This window comes from Acidomonas methanolica (assembly GCF_004346035.1).
Taxonomy (GTDB): domain Bacteria; phylum Pseudomonadota; class Alphaproteobacteria; order Acetobacterales; family Acetobacteraceae; genus Acidomonas; species Acidomonas methanolica.
The window spans coordinates 22,822-39,670 of the sequence record NZ_SLZN01000006.1 but is presented as its reverse complement, the minus strand read 5'-3'; the positions used below and the strand labels follow the sequence as shown (position 1 = coordinate 39,670).

Sequence of the window (16,849 nt, the reverse complement as noted above, 5' to 3'; positions counted from 1 at the left end):
TTGCTGGGTATCGCCACGAGCATCACGGCCGCGACGTTCAAGAAATATCTTCGACACCTATGCTGATTCGCCTGATTTTTGCGCCCAGCCTCTAGCTTTCGGTGAATCCGCGCTGCGGCGGCAAAGGTGGCGCCCGACGACCATGTCCGGCAGAGGTATCCTTGCTCACCGCTATTTAAGGGTGCTTACCTTAGCGTGCCAGTTATTTAAGTGAACTTGTTCTTGCTTAAATAAGAGAGGTCGCACCATAATGACCCATGAGCGTTTCTACACCCAATCTTCGGTCAGGCCGCCTTGGCGAGACCCCGGTGGCGGGCGAAATCGTGCGCGCATTCGTGCCACCGCCATTGCCGCCGCAGCCACCGATCGACGTGCTGGCGCTTCTGGAGCGGCTGAGCCTGGCCGAACGTGCCTTGGGGCGTCTCGACGGCATCACGATGTTGCTCCCGCGTCAGGAGCTGTTCCTTTATATGTATGTCAGGAAGGAGGCCGTCCTGTCCTCGCAGATCGAAGGCACGCAATCGACCCTTTCGGATCTGCTTCGCTTTGAAACCGAAGCGCAGAACGGTCAGCCGATCGACGATGTCCGCGAGGTCTCGAATTATGTGGATGCCATGATGTATGGCCTGGAGCGGCTGAAAGAACTGCCTCTCTCGCTCCGCCTGATTCGCGAAATGCACGCACGATTGTTGCAAGATGGTCGTGGCGCTACGAAGAATCCCGGCGAATTTCGACGTTCACAGAACTGGATTGGCGGGACCCGCCCCGGCAATGCTCTCTTCGTCCCCCCGCCGCCGACCGAAATGAACGATTGCCTTGCTGCGCTGGAGCATTTCATGCACGAGGACAGTTCACGTCTGCCGGCGCTCATCAAGGCTGGTCTGCTGCATGTTCAGTTTGAGACCATTCACCCGTTCCTGGACGGCAACGGCAGGATTGGTCGCCTGCTGGTCACGCTCTATCTCTGCGTCAACGGCGTTCTCCGTACGCCATTGCTTTATCTGAGCCTCTATCTCAAAACCCACCGTGCCGAGTATTACCGTCTTCTCCAGGATGTGCGTGAACATGGCGCATGGGAAGCATGGCTCGACTTTTTTCTCGCGGGCATCGCCGATACCGCCAATCAGGCATTCGACGCCGCCACCCGGATTGTCAACCTGTTCAAGGAAGACCGTGAGCGCATCACCATCCAAAGCGATCGTGCAGGGTCCGCACTCCGTATTCATGACCTGTTTCAGCAAAACCCTTTCCTGACAGCCAATCAGCTCACCCGGCAGACAGGGCTTTCCGCCCCCACGGTCAATGCGGCTCTCGCCGATCTGGAACGGCTCGGCATCGTAGAGGAAATCACCGGCCGCAAACGTGGCCGCGTGTTCAGTTACCAGAGTTATCTTGCCATCCTGAGCGAAGGGACAGAGCCGCTGCCCACTTCCATCTAGCGGAAAGAGGTCGGCACAGGCGGCGATACCGGGCATTTTGCCAGACAGACGAACCGACATCGTAACACCCGCGTCGAACACCGCCATCCCTGACGACCTCGCCACTTCAGGACACAACAATCCGGGCGCATCGCGCTCCGCCTTCCCTGCGGCGCCGGTACGTTTCTTCCAGCACCATCCCGCCATCTGACTCTCTCACCCTGCCTTTTCGGGAGACTGCACGATGGCGCCCGTTTCCTGTCCCGGTCCTCCGGGACGCCTCCTCGTCATGGCATTGGCGCTGCACTTCGCCTGCGCGTCGGCCGCGCTGGCCGGAGAGGCCCCATCCGAACACGAGCAACTCGCCGTCGTTGCCCGCCAGCTTGAACTGGCTGATCGGCTGGCCGCACAGGCGGCTCATGTCACGCCCGACGGACCCGCACGCTATCATTTCGATTACCGGCGCCTGAACACCGATCTCGAGGCGGTCCGGACGGGCATTGCGGACTATCTGGCACCTCAGCGCGCGCAGCCCCGTGATCCGCTGCCTCTTGACGGCGACTATAGGCGCACCACGGACGGCCAGCGTCGCAAGGCGTCGACTCCATGACCCTGTCCGCCGACCAGAGCGCGGCCTTCCAGGCCAATGGCGGTTTCGCACCGAGCGCCGTGTCGACGGCCGCGATCGGCATGATCTTCGCGGTGCTCCTCCTCTGGGGCGCCTGGGCCACTCACGCCGCCTGGGCCGGCTGGGCCAGCCGCAGACTGACCGACCGCCAGTTCGTCGGCGTGCTCGCGCGATTTGTCGCGATGTATCTCGCCCTCGGCTTTCTCCTGCTTTCCTGACCCACTCCGCGAGGCCACCCGCCATGACGACCCTTCCGAATTCCCGGCGTTTTCCACTCCTGCGTCTCGCGTCATGTGCGGCGCCGGCCGTGGCCGCCTTGCCCGCAAGCGCCTTCGCGGCCGGTCTTCCGACCCTGGAGGATCCCACGCGCGGGACCGGCAGCGGGATCATCCAGACCCTGCAAAACTACGGCTACGACATCGTGACGCTGATCGCGCTGATCGTGATCGCCTCCATGTTCATCGGCGTCTGCTACCACGCCTACACGCGCTATTCCGAGATCCACACCGGACGCGCCACCTGGGGGCAGTTCGGTCTCACGGTCTCCGTGGGCGCCATTCTGCTGGTGATCGGCATCTGGCTCCTCACCAAGGCCACCGGCATCCTCTGATCGCGGCACAGATGATGACCGTCCCTCCCGAAACCCCGCATGAAGCGCAGGATGGTCTCGTCACCTTCCTGCCGCATCGGCTGAACCGGCAGCCCGTCGTCGTGCGCGGGCTGACCGCCGACGAGTTGTGGATCTGCGCCGGTCTCTCCGGCATGGCCGGGCTGATGCTCGGGATTCCCCTCGCCTGGGCCACACGCAGCATCGCCATGATCCCGACGACAGGCGTGGCGGTTATCGCGATCGGCATTTTCGCCGGTGGCGGATTCCTGCGTCGCCAGAAACGCGGACGGCCAGACACCTGGCTCTATCGGTATCTGCAATGGTGGCTCGCCGTGCGCCAGCCCATGATCGCAGCGATGCTGGGCGGGCGGTCCCTGATCACCCGATCGGGCTTCTGGACGACGCGTCGTCTGGATCGCCGGACCACCGCACCCCGGAGGTCCGCATGAGCCGCTTTCGCAATGAGGTGGCGCATTTGCAGGCGCACGTCAGAACCCTGCGCCTGACAGGCGGCGCGCTGTTCGTCGTGGCGCTCCTGCTGGCGGTCGGCTGGTGGAACGCACCAAGAAACCTCACCATCCATGTGCCGCCCGATCTGCGCTCCGGCAGCACGCGCCGCTGGTGGGACGTTCCGCCCGAGAGCGTCTACACCTTTGCCTTCTATGTCTGGCAGCAGCTTCAGCGCTGGCCGACGGATGGCGAAACCGACTATCCGCGCAATCTGCGCACATTGGCCCCCTATCTGACCTCCAGTTGCCAGGCGTTCCTGCAACAGGACTATCTCTACCGGGCGCGCAGCGGCGAACTGCGCAAGCGCGTGCGCGGCGTCTATGAGATTCCGGGCCGTGGGTATGGCGAAGATCCCGCTCTCCGGGTCAGGGCGCTCTCGAACGACGAATGGGTGGTGACGCTCGATGTCACCGCGGACGAATATTACGGTGCCGAGCAGGTCAAGCGCGCGCTTGTCCGCTACCCGCTCAAGATCGTGCGGATGGATGTCGATCCCGAACACAACCCGTTCGGTCTCGCCCTCGATTGCTATGCCGGTCCGCCGCAGCGCATCGAGACCCCGCCGACGCCCTCCAAAACCCCGTCGAACGGCGGTCTTCCCGGCATCGAAGGAGACACCCCATGACGCGGCGCCTGCTGCCGGTGTTGTCCGGTCTCGCCCTGACCCTGGCCTCGATCTCTCAAAGCCGGGCCGTCGAGATCCTGCATTGGGCCCGTCTGCCGCTGGCCGTCCCGCTGGTCGTCGGCCAGGAACGGGTGATCTTCGTCGATCGCAACGTGCGCGTCGGCGTGCCCCCGGGCATCGCCAGTCATCTGCGCGTCCAGAGCGCCGGGGGCGCCATCTACCTGCGGGCAAGCGACCCCATCCTGCCGACACGTTTGCAATTGCAGGACGTCGCGACGGGCGCGCTGATCCTGGTGGATATCGCCGCCGAGGCACCGAAAGAAGGACAATCCCCGCTGGAGCCGGTGCGCATCGTGGAAGATGACGCCGCAACCACCGGCTATGGCGCGTTGGCGCCGTCGCGATCCGCCGACGACGACGGGGCATCCGACACCGCCAAACCTGCCCCTCGTGAAACACCGGTCCCCGTGATCCTGACCCGCTATGCCGCGCAGAGCCTCTACGCACCGCTGCGCACCGTGGAGCCGGTGGCCGGAATCGGTCGCGCCAATCTGCGCCGCGATCTCTCCCTGCGGATGCTGCTGCCGACGCTTCCGGTCCGCGCACGGGCGCTGGCCGCCTGGCGTCTGGAAGACCAGTGGGTGACGGCGGTTCGCCTCACCAACACCTCCCCGGACTGGCTTGATCTCGACCCGCGCGCCCTGCAAGGCGATTTCGTGGCCGCCACCTTCCAGCATCCGAACCTGGGGCCGGCCGGGCAGCCCACGGATACCACGGTCGTCTATCTGGTCACACGCGGTCACGGACTGGGCGCGGCGCTGCTTCCGGCCATCGCACCGATCGATCCGGTCGTGAACCTGCCGCCCGCGGGCGCCGCCGGCCGGGCCGAGGGACACGCCGATGCGCAGTAACGGCCTGCTCAAATGGTTAATGATCCCCATGGTGCTGGCGGTGCTGTTCGTGGCGATCCGGCTGTTCTCGGGACATTCCGGCCCAACGCCGGGATCGCAGAATACCTCCCGGCTCACACCGGAGGAGATGAAGACCCTCGGGATCGAAGGCGACAGCCCACGTGACACCGTCGCGACGCTGGTCGCCCAGGTCAAGGAATTGCGCAACGAGTTGCAGACCGCGCTCAACGACAACACCAACGCCAAAGCCGAGAACGACCGGCTGAGAGCGCGCGAGAGCACCATCGACCAACGTGTTCAGGGCGCGATCGACGGCGAGCGAAACCATCTTCGCGAGGAACAGGACCGCGTCACCAGCGACCGCAAGCAGACGCAGGGCCTGTTGCAGGACCTGCAAAAGCGCCTGGACGGACTGACCGGCAAGACGGCCCAGACCGACCTCCCCGTAGGACTGGGCCTGGAAGATGGAGACGGCAAAGCTTTTACCGGAACGCACTGGGTAGAGCCAGACGACGCCAGGCCTGACGACAAGAAAGGCAACAGCCCGCGGACACCCGGCTTTCCCACGAGCTTCGGCCCCGCGCAGACCACGCTGACCGGACCGGCCGATGACGCTGCCACCGCCGGAACACCCGGCAAAAAACCCGGCATCCCCGTCTACACGGTCCCGGTGAATGCCACGCTCATGGGGTCCATCGCCATGACCGCGCTGATCGGGCGTGTGCCCATCGACGGCACGGTGAACGATCCCTATCCGTTCAAGGTCCTGATCGGCCCCGACAACCTGACCGCCAACGGCATCGACCTGCCCGACGTCGCGGGCGCCGTCGTCAGCGGTACCGCATCCGGCGACTGGACGCTCTCCTGCGTGCGCGGCCAGATCCGCAGCGTCACCTTCGTCTTCCAGGACGGCACCATCCGCACCATTCCGGAGGACAACGGCAACGGGAACGGGAACACTGGCAATGGAAGCAACAACGCCAACACGAATACCGGACAGAACGGCAACACCAACGCGATCCAGGGCGGCCTTGGCTGGATCAGCGATCCCTACGGCATCCCGTGCGTCTCGGGCGAGCGGCGCAGCAATGCCAAGCAATATCTCGGCTCGCAGCTTCTCATCACCGCGGCCGGAGCGGGCGCCGCCTCACTGATCCCCAAAGGTGACAACGATTACTCGTTCCTCACCAACGGCGGCAGCGGCTCGACCATCGGCACGGTCGGCATCACCGGCAACCAGGCGATGGGCCGCATCCTCGCCGGTGGCGTGCAGGAGATGTCGCAATGGGTGGACAAGCTCTACGGGCAGGCCTTCGCCGCGATCTATGTGCCACCCGGCGCCAAAGTCGCCGTGCATCTCGATCGCCCCCTGAACCTCGACTACGATCCGAAAGGACGCCGGGTCAATCATCGCCTCGGAGAAGCCCATGCGTCGGACCTCGATTGACAGGCGCGGCCTGCTCGCCGTCTCGCTGCTTGTCGTGCTTGGCGGATGCTCGGCCAGCAAGGACAGCGTGCTGCCCCATGGCGACAGCACGATGCTCGACATCTGGAACCAGGAGACCGACGGTGGTGCGGGCGGCAGCCAGGCATCGCGACGCCTGCTCGATGCGCGGCAAAGCCTGCGTCGCCCGCTGACCAGCACAGATATCAGCCGCGAGCCGAACGTCGCCAGCGCCTACACCCGTTCCGCCGCCATCGAGATCTACCGCCAGTTCCACCGCCTGCCCAACCCCGACCTGGTGATGTACGTGTTCCCTCATCTGGCCGGGACCGACCCGGTGCCGGTCCCCGGCTACACGACGGTCTTTCCGCTGTATCAGCGCGTGCAATACGCGATGCCCGGCGAGCGGGTGGAGGACTACTGATGGCGTGGTCGTTGCCCTGGTCGCGCCTGGTCCGCCCGCCGTCGGACGGCAGCGAACCCGACGCACCGAGCGCATGGGACCGATACCTTGCAGCCCTTGCGGAGCATGGCATTCCGCTGCCGGGCCAACGTCACCACCACAACCGGCACAAACCCGCCACGCAGGCTGATATCGAGGCGCTTTACGACGTCGCGCCATCGTTCACGGACCTGCTCCCCTGGGTCGAATATCTGCCGGACTCCAAAAACCTGTTGCTCGAAGACGGACGTTCCGTCGCCGCCTTCTTCGAGCTGACCCCGCTCGGCACCGAGGGCCGCGAGATGACGTGGTTGTGGCATGCCCGCGACGCGGTGGAGAACGCCTTGCAGGACTCTTTCGATGAATTCGACGAAAATCCCTGGGTGGTGCAGTTCTACGCCCAGGACGAGCCCGATTTCGACGACTACCTGCACGGTCTGCGTGATTACGTGCGGCCCCGCGCGCAAGGCAGCGCCTTCACCGAGTTCTATCTGCGCTTCTTTGCCCATCACCTGCACGCCATCGCCAAGCCGGGCGGATTGTTCGAGGACAGGACCGTCACGCGCCTGCCCTGGCGCGGACAGGAAAGGCGTGTGCGCATGGTCGTCTATCGTCGCACGCCGGCCAGCGCCAGCGCCCGCCGCGGCCAGACGCCCGAGCAGGCGCTGACCACCATCTGCGACCGCCTCGCGGGCGGGCTGGCCAATGCCGGGGTGCGGACACACCGCCTGGACGCGGCCGCCATCCATGCCTGGCTACTGCGCTGGTTCAACCCGGCCCCGGCCTATCTCGGCGACACGCAGGAGGACCGCGAACGCTTCTATGCGCTGACCCGCTACCCCGACGCGCCGGAGGAAGGCGCGCTGGAACTGGCCAGCGGCACCGATTTCGCGCAGCGTCTGTTCTTCAGCCAGCCGCGATCGGATCTCGCGACCGGAACCTGGCTCTTCGACGGCCTGCCGCACCGGGTCGTCGTCATGGATCGCCTGCGTACCCCTCCTGCGACGGGCCACCTGACCGGCGAGACGCGCAAGGGCGACGCGCTGAACGCGCTGCTGGACCAGATGCCCGAAGACACCGTGTTGTGCCTGACCATGGTCGCCACGCCGCAGGACGTGTTGGAGGCGCATCTCAACCATCTGAGCCGCAAATCGGTCGGGGAAACCCTGGCTTCGGAGCAGACCCGCCGGGACGTGCAGCAGGCCCGCCATCTGATCGGGAGCGCCCACAAGCTCTATCGGGGCGCTGTCGCGTTCTATCTCCGCGGACGCAACCAGGACGAGCTGGACACGCGCAGCCTTCAGCTGACGAACGTGATGCTGAACGCCGGCGTGCAGCCGGTGCGCGAGGAAGACGAGGTTGCACCGCTCAACAGCTATCTGCGCTGGCTGCCGGCCGCGTTCGATCCCGCCGCCGACAAGCGGCAATGGTACACGCAACTGATGTTTGCCCAGCATGTCGCCAATCTCGCCCCGGTCTGGGGACGCAGCCGGGGCACCGGCCATCCTGGCTTCACCCTGTTCAACCGGGGCGGTGGCCCCATCACCTTCGATCCGCTGAACCGCCTCGACCGGCAGATGAATGCCCATCTCTTCCTGTTCGGGCCGACCGGCTCGGGCAAGAGCGCCACGCTCAACAACCTGCTCAATCAGGTCGTGGCGATCTATCGGCCCCGCCTGTTCATCGTCGAAGCGGGCAACTCGTTCGGTCTGTTCGGCGACTTCGCCGCGCGGCTGGGCCTCTCCGTGCATCGGGTCAAGCTCTCCCCTGGCTCGGGCGTCAGTCTCGCACCGTTCGCGGACGCCTGGCGTCTGGTCGCCACACCCGCGCAGGTGCAGACGCTGGATGCGGACGTGCTGGACGATCAGCCCGACGCGGGCGCGGCACCCGATGGCGACGAGCAGCGCGACGTGCTCGGCGAACTGGAAATCACCGCCCGGCTGATGATCACCGGCGGCGAGGACAAGGAGGAAGCGCGGATGACCCGCGCCGACCGCAGCCTGATCCGCCAGTGTATCCTGGATGCGGCCCAGCGTTGCGCGGCGGACGACCGCCCGGTCCTGACGCGGGACGTGCGCGACGCGCTGCGCGAGCGCGGCCGGGACGCGACCTTGCCGGAAATGCGTCGCGCGCGCCTGCTGGAGATGGGCGACGCCATGACCCTGTTCTGTCAGGGCGTCGATGGCGAGATGTTCGACCGGCCCGGCACGCCCTGGCCCGAGGCCGACATCACCGTGGTCGATCTGGCAACCTTCGCGCGGGAGGGCTACAGCGCCCATCTCTCGATCGCCTATATCTCGCTGATCAGCACCGTGAACAATATCGCCGAGCGCGACCAGTTTCTCGGTCGGCCGATCGTCAACGTCACCGACGAAGGGCACATCATCACCAAAAACCCGCTACTCGCGCCCTATGTCGTCAAGATCACCAAGATGTGGCGCAAGCTCGGTGCGTGGTACTGGCTGGCGACGCAGAACGTCGACGACCTGCCGCGCGCCGCCGAGCCGATGCTCAACATGATCGAGTGGTGGATCTGCCTGAACATGCCGCCCGACGAAGTGGAGAAGATCGCGCGCTTCCGCGAACTCACGCCTGCGCAGAAGGCACTGATGCTCTCGGCGCGCAAGGAATCCGGGAAGTTCAGCGAAGGCGTGATCCTGTCCAAATCCATGGAGGTTCTGTTCCGCGCCGTGCCGCCAAGCCTGTATCTCGCCATGGCGATGACCGAGCCGGAAGAGAAGGCCGAACGCTACCAGCTGATGCAGCAATACGGGATCAGCGAGCTGGAGGCGGCGTTCAGGGTGGCCGAGAAGATCGACCGGGCGCGCGGTATCACGCCCCTCGACATGGATTTTTCGGACTAGGAGGGAGCGATGTGGTCTCCGTCACGCCGTGCGGCCACACGGTGGTTTCTCTCCGCCGCGCTGTGCGCACTGGTCCTGGGGACCGCTGGTCGGCTTGCCGGTCAGGACCACCCTGCGACGCAACCCGCCCCTTCCGTCGCACCATCACCGTCGAAGGCCGGGCCACCGTGGATCTACGGTCGGCCTGATGCGCGGTTCACCGTCATTGAATATGCCGACCTCGAATGCCCCTATTGCCGGGCCTATTTCCCGGTGCTCAGGCGCTGGATCGACGTCCATCCGGAGGTGGACTGGCAATGGCGACACCTGCCGCTGCCGATGCACCAGCCGGCGGCGCTCCGCGAGGCCCGTCTGGCCGAATGCGCCGGCGCGGTCGGAGGCGCTTCGGGGTTCTGGAACGCGGTCACCTGGATTTACGGACACACCAGGGGCGATGGCCGGGGGATTCCCGACGACGTGCCGTTTCCATGGTCTGCCGCCCCCTTCCGCCAGTGCCTCGACAGTCCACGCCCGGACAGGATCATCCGGGAGCAGGCGGCAGAAGCGTCGCGTGCCGGGATCGACGCGACACCGACATTGCGCCTGGTGGACAGAGAGACCGGGCGCTCGCTTCTGCTTCCGGGTCCCGTCGATGGCGACGCCCTGCTTTCGGGGTTCGATCTTCTCGCGGGACATCAATCCTCGCATGTACCCACGCCGTCTGGCAGCCCCGCCATCACTCCATCCAGATAGAAATCATTATTGAAGGCTGAAACACGCGTGCCAGGCGCCACTTACCCGCCATTCCCGAAAATGATCTTGCGCGACATCACCAAAATTCTTACTCTTACCAGTAAGAAGTAAGGAGCCTGTCATGCGTATTACGTCCAAAGGGCAAGTGACCATTCCGGCAAGCATTCGCGAAAAAGCGGGGCTGCTGCCACATACGGAGGTTGATTTCGAGTTCGACGGCGAAGTCGTGCGCCTCGTGCGCGTGGCACCGCGCCGAGACAACGGGCGGGGCGCGAAACTCGTTGCGCATCTTCGTGGCCGGGGTGACGTGGCCATGAGCACCGACGCCATCATGGCCCTGACGCGGCATGACTGAATGACGTCCGTTCTTGTGGATGCCAACATCCTCCTCGACATCATGACAGAAGATGAGCACTGGTTCGAGTGGTCGGCGAACGCTGTCTCATGCGCAGCCGAGCGCTCCCGTCTCGTCATCAACCCCATCATCTATGCCGAAGTCTCGATCCGCTATTCCTATATCGAGGATCTCGAAGCAGCCCTTCCCCGAAGCCTGTTCGATCGTGAGGACATCCCCTACGAAGCAGCATTTCTCGCGGGAAAATCCTTCCTCACCTACAAGCGGCGTGGCGGCACGAAGCGTTCTCCCCTGCCGGACTTCTTCATCGGCGCCCACGCCGCCATTACCGAATACGAACTCCTGACACGAGATGCAGCCCGCTACCGCACCAACTTCCCGACGGTGAAGGTCATCGCGCCGGAATAAAAATCTACCGCCGGTCGGATGCTCGATCTCTGTATACGAAACCGGCTAATCTGAGCGTCTCGCAATAGGATGCCACCCCAGCCCGCGTTCCTGGTTTGCGTGCAGTGGCCTGCCGATAGAATGACACCGGCTCATCGTCTCTGACGATCCCCGCCGTTCTCTCCGGCGACATGCCCAGGTAGTCCCGATCCTCAAGGCTACGGCGTGATGATGTCATTGCGTTGATCGACCCGCTCGCATCGCGTCCCGCCGGCGAGCACTCACCCGCACAGGTGATGGACGCCTTGTTGTTCCTCTCGTGCGATCGTCCACCAGGAGACACATCTCCTGGACAATCCGTGTTCCGGATCGCGCCACTCACAACAGCGCCGTCCGACACACTCTCTCCCTCTTCCTCCCGCGCGGGTCGCCCTGACCCGACGGGTCTGCTGGTGGCCCTGCGCCCTGTCCATGCCAAGGAGCCCACCATGCAAACGTCACCCCTCAAAATCCATCTGTTCGATGGAATTCCCTTCGTCGACTCACCCTACGAAAGAGCTTTCGTTCGCAGGGATATCTTCGCCTCCCAGTTCATAATCGAATGCCAGGGCCTGCTTGAACTTCCCGAGGACGAGCCGGTCCATGGAACCTGGTGGACATCCGCCACCCTGACGCTCGGGGAATCCGGCCTGATCCAGGACGCCGTGGCTCTTGCCCGGCAATGCGTGGAAAACCACGACTTCGTTCTCGACCGCTCCAGTGATGAGCTGGATTTCCGCCCTCAACTGATCCACGTCCATGACCGGCGCGACCGCCTCGTTCTCGCCGGTTCCGCGGCGGGGAGCGCCATCGCATGGTGCGTCCCTGTCGGGTCGGACGAAGAAGCGGCCGCCGTCGCCACCGAAGCCTGCACCGTGCAGGCCGAAGGCAGCGTCGAATACGGCTGGGACAACTACGAAACCGCCAGGAGCCTCTGGCTTCGCGCGGATAGTCTCCGCGGGCGCCTGGTCGATCCATACTGGCGCGCCCATGCGCGCAACGCACTGACCTCTCTCCTCTGAACGCGCGCGGGAGCCTCGGCTTCCGCGCGTTTTTCTGAACCTCCAACAATCCGGCATTCACGCAATTCCGCTTCCTGGTCGCAACCGTGCGCCAGAAGCGATCGACTGACCGCCCTATCGACGCACGGAAGCCTGCCATGCGGACTCCTTCTCACTTTCCCCATCGTCTCCGGCCGTCAGCCATCGCGATCGTCGCTGTCACAGGCTTTGCACTCTGCAACGCCGCTGCCCGCGCCGACGCGCTCGTCGTGACCGACAGCCGTCACCCGGTCCAGACGGTCGCCAGCGTCCCGGTGCTGGAACTCGACGCACCAACACGGATCGAAGCGAACCTCGCCCGAAACCTACCGAGCGACCCCGAACAGGCTGCCGCGCTGATCCGGCTGCGTCTGCACGACGACAGTCCAGCTTTGCAGCAGGAACTGGCAAGCGCCTACCGGGGAGTCGCCACCGCCTTCGCACTGAGCATCACGAAGCTTCCCGCCGTCGTGGTCGACCACCGCTATGTCGTGTACGGCGACCCCGACGTCGGACGCGCCATCGCGCATATCGCGCGCTATCGGGACGCGCGGCCATGAGCCGGGTCACCGACCGCCATCGCATCCCGCTGACCCATCGTCTGCGGGCGGCCGCTTTGGCCATGCTGCTGTGCGGCTCCGCATCCGCCGCCACCGTGAACAGCGCCACCCTCATGACGTCGGCCCTCTCCCCCGACTGTCTCGACTACCGCATCGTCGGGATCTGCTACTGGCTCCATTGCTCGTGGTATGGCTGCTCGGTGCGGACCTCGGTGAAGATCCGCCATTATGTCCCGGATGCCGTGGTCTCGGCCTATGCGAACACCGGCGCCAATCCCTGGATCGACATGCGGGTCCTGAGCCTGCCGAACCCGACGGCCCAGGCGGGCGGTGACGGCACCACCAGCCACAGCAATGAAAACGACATCGCCAAGTTCAAGAACGCCGACGTGATCGGCGATCCCGCCGGCGTGATATTCAGCCGTTTTGCGAGCAGCTTCGGCTTCGCCTGTTCCGGCGCCGGTCAGCCGCTGATGCCCTACCTGCTCAGCACGCTCGATACCGTGGCCTGGCGCTACAATCTGCCTGAGTCGGTCTACCCGGAAGCCCTGATTCCGGGAATGCGGGAGGTCGGCAGCCGTGCCGCGCTCGACCTCTGGGGGAACATCTATCCGCGCGGCGGCTTCCTGCATGAAACCGACGACTACAAGACGGGTGCGGTGATCGCCCAGCGCGCCGGAGATATCGTCACGCGCCGGGACCAGGTGCATGTCTACCAGCCTCTCCTGGCGACGGCCCATGACGGCTACTGGCCGGCAGGCGCCCTGAAGGAAGGCGACGCCTCCACCGGGAAATGGCAGGAACTCACGCCGACGCTCTCCTCGACCTGCGCGGTCTTTCCCAACAGCAGAACCCATGTCCAGGCCCAGGATGGCGCCTATGCCTGGGCGCTGTGGCGACCCTACACCTGCTGCAAACGCATGGGGGAAATATTCCTCGGCAGCACCGATTTCGACTGAACGGAGACGCCCATGCGCATTCTTTCCTCCCTCTTCCGAAGCGGTACCCGACTGTCAGGACTAGTACTCGTAACCCTCTGGCTCATCGCCGGAGGCAATGCCGCCCGAACGCAGCAGGTCCATCTGGACAGCAACGGCGCGGCGATCCAGGGCAGCGTGATCGGCGACGACGTGCTGTACAGCATCGGCGGGGGGCGGGCCGTCTCCATGGGGGGCGCCAGCAATATGCAGAGCATTGGCGTCGGGCTCGGCTGGAACAGCAACCTGATCTGCGGCAACATGAATATCGCGACGACGCTGCAAAACCAGCTCAACGGCGTCACCAACGGCTTCCAGACCATCATGTCGTCGGTCATCCAGAGCGCCACCAGCGCGGTGGCCTCGTTGCCTGCCCTTATCCTCCAGCGGGCCGATCCCGGGCTCTACAATCTACTGACCAACGGCATCCTGCAAGCGCGGCTCGATTTCGACCGGTCGAAGCTGACCTGCCGCAATATCGCCAATCGCCTGGCGGATGTCGCCGGCGGCCAGGTCAGTTGGGATCAGCTTGCCGAAGGCATGACCCTGAAAAACGTCCTCGGCAGTGGAAACGGCGATGCCGTCTCTGCCGTCAGCCAGGCGGAGTCCAGCCACGGCAACGATGGCGTACCCTGGGTCGGCGGCGGCAACGCCGGCGGCAGCGGCCAGTCCGCGATCAGGGTCGTGAGCGATGTCACCCGCGCCGGCTACAACCTCCTCAATGGCCGCGGCGTCACCGATACCTCGTCGATCGACAGTACCACCTGTGGCAACCGCCTGACCTGCCAGACTTGGTCATCGCCGCAGGCGGCCTCGGACTGGGCGACGCGGGTACTGGGCGAACGCGAGCAACAGACCTGCGAGACCTGCACCAAGACGCAGACCACGCCGGGCGTCGGGCTGCCCCCGGTGATCCAGGAAGAATACGACACCAAGCTCAAGGCGCTCCAGGACCTGGTAACCGGTGCGAAGCCGACGACCACCGCCAACCTGGAGGCGGCTGGCAGCGATGCGCTGCCGATCACCCGCGGCGTGGTCGAGGCGCTGCGCGACGAGCAGGACCAGAACATCCTGGGCCAGCGCCTGGCCTCGGAGGTCGCGCTCTCCAGCGTGCTGGAGAAGGCGCTGCTGCTTCAGCGCACGATGCTGACCGGCGCGAAGGAGCCGAACGTCGCTGCCAACGACCTGGCCGGAAAGGCGATCGAGCAGGAAAACACCACGCTGGAACAGGAAATCGCCAATCTCCGGACGGAACTGGAATTGCGGCGGGAGCTGGCTGGCGATTCAGCGATGACCCTCATCGGGCGGCATACGGTGCGGGCCGACGGTTCGCGCGGTATCTTCCAGGGCGACGCCGTGCCGGATCGCCTCGATCAGGTCCAGAAGGCGCGGAGCGGCAATCCATGACGCGGCGTGCCGGGGGGCGCTTCGGCTGGCTCATCAACCGGCGCGTCGGCATGTCGCTCGCCTGGGGCGGGCTGATCGTCACCGCAGCACTAGCCGCCAATATCGCCGGCCTCCGCCTGGTGGGCGACATCAATGGCTGGGACCATTGGCTGCACGCCCATGCGGGTTTCTTCCTGGCCTGGCGGCTCTGCCTCTATGCCGCGACCGCCCGTGGCTGGTGGTGGATGCGTCAGCGCGTGCTGGCGCGCGAGCCGTCGCTGGACACGCGGCAACGCTTCCTGCGCATCGAGATCGCGGCCGTCGTGGCCATCATCCTCCTGGAAGGAAGCAACTGGCTGCAACACGAGCAGGGAATCCGGCAGCCATGACGCTCTATATGACGGATTACCTGGAATATTACCTGACGCTGGTCGGCTGGCTCGTCAGCAACGGCATCTGGAACACGCTCGTCATCAGCGGCGTGTTTGCGCTGCCGTTTCTCAGCATCATCATCCAGGAATGGCTTCGCGCGCGGGCGGAAGGTGCGGATGAAGGCAACAAGGGCGTGCTGTCCTCCATGCGCATCGAGAACCGGGTGTTCGTCGCGATCGTCGTCATCCTGTTCGCCGGTATCCCCTTCATCCCGGTCAGCCTCTCCACGATCCAGTTCGACACGACCCGTTCACAGCAATGCCAGGTCAGCGCCCCGCAGCCGGCCAATACCGGGTGGGGCACCTCCTATACCGCGCTCAACAACCAGAGCGCCCTGGTGCCGGTCTGGTGGTTCTTCATGCACGCGATTTCCAAGGCGATCACCGGCGCGGCCGTCGCGGCGATCCCCTGCGGGACGGATCTGCAACAGATCCGCATGGATGTGAACGCCACCCGCATCAACGATCCGGTGCTGGCACAGGAGGTCGCGGACTTCACGCACGACTGCTACGGGCCGGCCCGGGCGAAGCTGTTCATGAACCGTCCGACGCTTTCCGACAGTCAGATGAACGACGTCACCTGGATCGGCTCGAGCTATTTCAGCGGCACCAGTGGCTTTTACGACACCTATCATTCCGAAACACCCCGAACAGGCTGGCCGTACGATTCCACCCGTGACGCGGGGCTGGCACAGGTGAGCAGTGGTGGCGGCTATCCGACCTGCAAGCAATGGTGGTCGGACGGAAGCCATGGGCTGCGCGGCCGTCTTCTGGCCCAGGTCAGCCCGGATCTGCTGTCGCGCATCGGCAAATGGGCCGGCTTCCTGTCACAGGACGACGTCAACAATTCGGTGATCCGGGCCGTGGTCTCACCCCGCCAGCAGATCATGAACCAGGGGCAGGTCTATAGCGACTATGGCGGACAGGTCGGCATGACCCTGCCGAACATCGTCTCGCGCGGCGTGGGCGATGTCGGGCTGACCGTTGGAGCGATGGGGTTCTTCCCGGCCATGGACGCCGTGCGGCAGGCCCTGCCCATGGTCCTCTCGATGCTCAAGATGGCGCTGGTGATCTGCATTCCGCTGGTGCTGGTGGTCGGCACCTACGAGCTGAAGGCGGTGATGGCCGTGAGCTGCGTGGAGTTCGCGCTGTTCTTCGTCGAGTTCTGGTTCCAGCTCGCGCGCTGGGTCGATAGCACCATCCTGGACGCGCTTTACGGAACGGGGCTCTCCACCGGTACGACCCACGTCAATTTCGATCCCCTGATCGGCCTTAACAATGCCTTCGGGGATATGCTGCTGAATTTCGTCATGGCGACGATGTTCATCGTGCTGCCGACATTCTGGGTCGGGGCGCTTGGATGGGTCGGCGTGCGCGCGGGGAACATTCTCGGCGGCCTGACGACAGCGACAACCGATGCCAAGAACGCCGGTTCTAGCGGAGCACGAGTTGCTTTGAATGCAACAAAAAGTGCATTAAAATGAATAAAC

Annotated in this window: 19 protein-coding genes; all 19 read left to right on the top strand. The window is 64.7% G+C overall.

Translation table 11 applies throughout. The annotated features are described in order from the left end of the window. Positions 1–257: 257 nt before the first annotated feature. The 19 genes from EDC31_RS06580 to EDC31_RS06490 all read left to right on the top strand — a co-directional run bounded on the left by EDC31_RS06580 (position 258) and on the right by EDC31_RS06490 (position 16,843). Positions 258–1,439 carry a Fic family protein gene (locus EDC31_RS06580; protein WP_042059019.1) on the top strand — a complete coding sequence of 394 codons (1,182 nt, stop codon included), beginning with the start codon at positions 258–260 and terminating at the stop codon, positions 1,437–1,439. 223 nt (positions 1,440–1,662) lie between these two features. Next, the gene (locus EDC31_RS06575; protein ID WP_042059016.1) at positions 1,663–2,028 is read left to right on the top strand and encodes an integrative conjugative element protein, RAQPRD family; all 366 of its coding nucleotides are present in this window, start codon (positions 1,663–1,665) and stop codon (positions 2,026–2,028) included. Further along, positions 2,025–2,264, top strand: a complete 240-nt coding sequence (locus EDC31_RS06570; protein WP_042059013.1) for a TIGR03758 family integrating conjugative element protein — start codon at positions 2,025–2,027, stop codon at positions 2,262–2,264. Before EDC31_RS06575 ends, EDC31_RS06570 begins: the two co-directional genes overlap by 4 nt. 23 nt (positions 2,265–2,287) lie before the next feature. Further along, positions 2,288–2,656 carry a TIGR03745 family integrating conjugative element membrane protein gene (locus EDC31_RS06565; RefSeq protein WP_042059011.1) on the top strand — a complete coding sequence of 123 codons (369 nt, stop codon included), beginning with the start codon at positions 2,288–2,290 and terminating at the stop codon, positions 2,654–2,656. An 11-nt stretch (positions 2,657–2,667) separates the two neighbouring features. Continuing rightward, positions 2,668–3,105 carry a TIGR03750 family conjugal transfer protein gene (locus EDC31_RS06560; protein ID WP_456303999.1) on the top strand — a complete coding sequence of 146 codons (438 nt, stop codon included), beginning with the start codon at positions 2,668–2,670 and terminating at the stop codon, positions 3,103–3,105. Further along, positions 3,102–3,791: a PFL_4703 family integrating conjugative element protein gene (locus EDC31_RS06555; RefSeq protein WP_042059008.1), complete on the top strand. Its 690-nt coding sequence runs from the start codon at positions 3,102–3,104 to the stop codon at positions 3,789–3,791. The genes EDC31_RS06560 and EDC31_RS06555 overlap by 4 nt, the downstream gene beginning before the upstream one ends. Continuing rightward, positions 3,788–4,702 carry a TIGR03749 family integrating conjugative element protein gene (locus EDC31_RS06550; protein ID WP_042059006.1) on the top strand — a complete coding sequence of 305 codons (915 nt, stop codon included), beginning with the start codon at positions 3,788–3,790 and terminating at the stop codon, positions 4,700–4,702. The genes EDC31_RS06555 and EDC31_RS06550 overlap by 4 nt, the downstream gene beginning before the upstream one ends. A 28-nt stretch (positions 4,703–4,730) precedes the next feature. After that, a complete protein-coding gene (locus tag EDC31_RS06545; RefSeq protein ID WP_456303998.1) occupies positions 4,731–6,149 on the top strand; it encodes a TIGR03752 family integrating conjugative element protein in 1,419 nt (472 codons plus the stop codon). Beyond that, positions 6,130–6,570 (top strand): TIGR03751 family conjugal transfer lipoprotein, encoded by a 441-nt coding sequence (locus EDC31_RS06540; protein ID WP_042059001.1) that lies wholly within the window; start codon positions 6,130–6,132, stop codon positions 6,568–6,570. Before EDC31_RS06545 ends, EDC31_RS06540 begins: the two co-directional genes overlap by 20 nt. Continuing rightward, entirely contained in the window at positions 6,570–9,452 is a 2,883-nt protein-coding gene (locus tag EDC31_RS06535; protein ID WP_042058999.1) for a conjugative transfer ATPase, read from the top strand. The genes EDC31_RS06540 and EDC31_RS06535 overlap by 1 nt, the downstream gene beginning before the upstream one ends. 9 nt (positions 9,453–9,461) lie before the next feature. Then, the gene (locus EDC31_RS06530; RefSeq protein ID WP_052511934.1) at positions 9,462–10,184 is read left to right on the top strand and encodes a DsbA family protein; all 723 of its coding nucleotides are present in this window, start codon (positions 9,462–9,464) and stop codon (positions 10,182–10,184) included. Positions 10,185–10,305: 121 nt separating this feature from the next. Beyond that, positions 10,306–10,539 (top strand): AbrB/MazE/SpoVT family DNA-binding domain-containing protein, encoded by a 234-nt coding sequence (locus EDC31_RS06525; RefSeq protein ID WP_042058997.1) that lies wholly within the window; start codon positions 10,306–10,308, stop codon positions 10,537–10,539. Further along, positions 10,540–10,947, top strand: a complete 408-nt coding sequence (locus EDC31_RS06520) for a type II toxin-antitoxin system VapC family toxin (RefSeq protein WP_042058996.1) — start codon at positions 10,540–10,542, stop codon at positions 10,945–10,947. 467 nt (positions 10,948–11,414) lie between these two features. Then, entirely contained in the window at positions 11,415–11,987 is a 573-nt protein-coding gene (locus EDC31_RS06515) for a hypothetical protein (protein WP_042058993.1), read from the top strand. A 137-nt stretch (positions 11,988–12,124) separates the two neighbouring features. Further along, a complete protein-coding gene (locus EDC31_RS06510; RefSeq protein ID WP_052511932.1) occupies positions 12,125–12,565 on the top strand; it encodes a TIGR03757 family integrating conjugative element protein in 441 nt (146 codons plus the stop codon). After that, positions 12,562–13,524, top strand: coding sequence for a TIGR03756 family integrating conjugative element protein (locus EDC31_RS06505; protein ID WP_042058990.1), 963 nt, complete (start codon positions 12,562–12,564; stop codon positions 13,522–13,524). Before EDC31_RS06510 ends, EDC31_RS06505 begins: the two co-directional genes overlap by 4 nt. A 12-nt stretch (positions 13,525–13,536) precedes the next feature. Further along, positions 13,537–14,949, top strand: a complete 1,413-nt coding sequence (locus EDC31_RS06500; RefSeq protein ID WP_042058988.1) for an integrating conjugative element protein — start codon at positions 13,537–13,539, stop codon at positions 14,947–14,949. After that, entirely contained in the window at positions 14,946–15,317 is a 372-nt protein-coding gene (locus EDC31_RS06495; protein ID WP_042058986.1) for a hypothetical protein, read from the top strand. Before EDC31_RS06500 ends, EDC31_RS06495 begins: the two co-directional genes overlap by 4 nt. Next, entirely contained in the window at positions 15,314–16,843 is a 1,530-nt protein-coding gene (locus tag EDC31_RS06490; RefSeq protein WP_042058985.1) for a conjugal transfer protein TraG N-terminal domain-containing protein, read from the top strand. The genes EDC31_RS06495 and EDC31_RS06490 overlap by 4 nt, the downstream gene beginning before the upstream one ends. Positions 16,844–16,849: the final 6 nt, after the last annotated feature.

What these genes read in the sequence shown, in the direction of transcription:
- EDC31_RS06570 (WP_042059013.1), top strand. Translation starts at nt 2,025, where the DNA reads ATGACCCTGTCCGCCGACCAGAGCGCGGCCTTCCAGGCCAATGGCGGT.
- EDC31_RS06540 (WP_042059001.1), top strand. Translation starts at nt 6,130, where the DNA reads ATGCGTCGGACCTCGATTGACAGGCGCGGCCTGCTCGCCGTCTCGCTG.
- EDC31_RS06490 (WP_042058985.1), top strand. Translation starts at nt 15,314, where the DNA reads ATGACGCTCTATATGACGGATTACCTGGAATATTACCTGACGCTGGTC.
- EDC31_RS06525 (WP_042058997.1), top strand. Translation starts at nt 10,306, where the DNA reads ATGCGTATTACGTCCAAAGGGCAAGTGACCATTCCGGCAAGCATTCGC.
- EDC31_RS06495 (WP_042058986.1), top strand. Translation starts at nt 14,946, where the DNA reads ATGACGCGGCGTGCCGGGGGGCGCTTCGGCTGGCTCATCAACCGGCGC.
- EDC31_RS06575 (WP_042059016.1), top strand. Translation starts at nt 1,663, where the DNA reads ATGGCGCCCGTTTCCTGTCCCGGTCCTCCGGGACGCCTCCTCGTCATG.
- EDC31_RS06505 (WP_042058990.1), top strand. Translation starts at nt 12,562, where the DNA reads ATGAGCCGGGTCACCGACCGCCATCGCATCCCGCTGACCCATCGTCTG.
- EDC31_RS06500 (WP_042058988.1), top strand. Translation starts at nt 13,537, where the DNA reads ATGCGCATTCTTTCCTCCCTCTTCCGAAGCGGTACCCGACTGTCAGGA.
- EDC31_RS06510 (WP_052511932.1), top strand. Translation starts at nt 12,125, where the DNA reads ATGCGGACTCCTTCTCACTTTCCCCATCGTCTCCGGCCGTCAGCCATC.
- EDC31_RS06555 (WP_042059008.1), top strand. Translation starts at nt 3,102, where the DNA reads ATGAGCCGCTTTCGCAATGAGGTGGCGCATTTGCAGGCGCACGTCAGA.
- EDC31_RS06535 (WP_042058999.1), top strand. Translation starts at nt 6,570, where the DNA reads ATGGCGTGGTCGTTGCCCTGGTCGCGCCTGGTCCGCCCGCCGTCGGAC.
- EDC31_RS06530 (WP_052511934.1), top strand. Translation starts at nt 9,462, where the DNA reads ATGTGGTCTCCGTCACGCCGTGCGGCCACACGGTGGTTTCTCTCCGCC.
- EDC31_RS06520 (WP_042058996.1), top strand. Translation starts at nt 10,540, where the DNA reads ATGACGTCCGTTCTTGTGGATGCCAACATCCTCCTCGACATCATGACA.
- EDC31_RS06560 (WP_456303999.1), top strand. Translation starts at nt 2,668, where the DNA reads ATGATGACCGTCCCTCCCGAAACCCCGCATGAAGCGCAGGATGGTCTC.
- EDC31_RS06515 (WP_042058993.1), top strand. Translation starts at nt 11,415, where the DNA reads ATGCAAACGTCACCCCTCAAAATCCATCTGTTCGATGGAATTCCCTTC.
- EDC31_RS06580 (WP_042059019.1), top strand. Translation starts at nt 258, where the DNA reads ATGAGCGTTTCTACACCCAATCTTCGGTCAGGCCGCCTTGGCGAGACC.
- EDC31_RS06550 (WP_042059006.1), top strand. Translation starts at nt 3,788, where the DNA reads ATGACGCGGCGCCTGCTGCCGGTGTTGTCCGGTCTCGCCCTGACCCTG.
- EDC31_RS06545 (WP_456303998.1), top strand. Translation starts at nt 4,731, where the DNA reads ATGGTGCTGGCGGTGCTGTTCGTGGCGATCCGGCTGTTCTCGGGACAT.
- EDC31_RS06565 (WP_042059011.1), top strand. Translation starts at nt 2,288, where the DNA reads ATGACGACCCTTCCGAATTCCCGGCGTTTTCCACTCCTGCGTCTCGCG.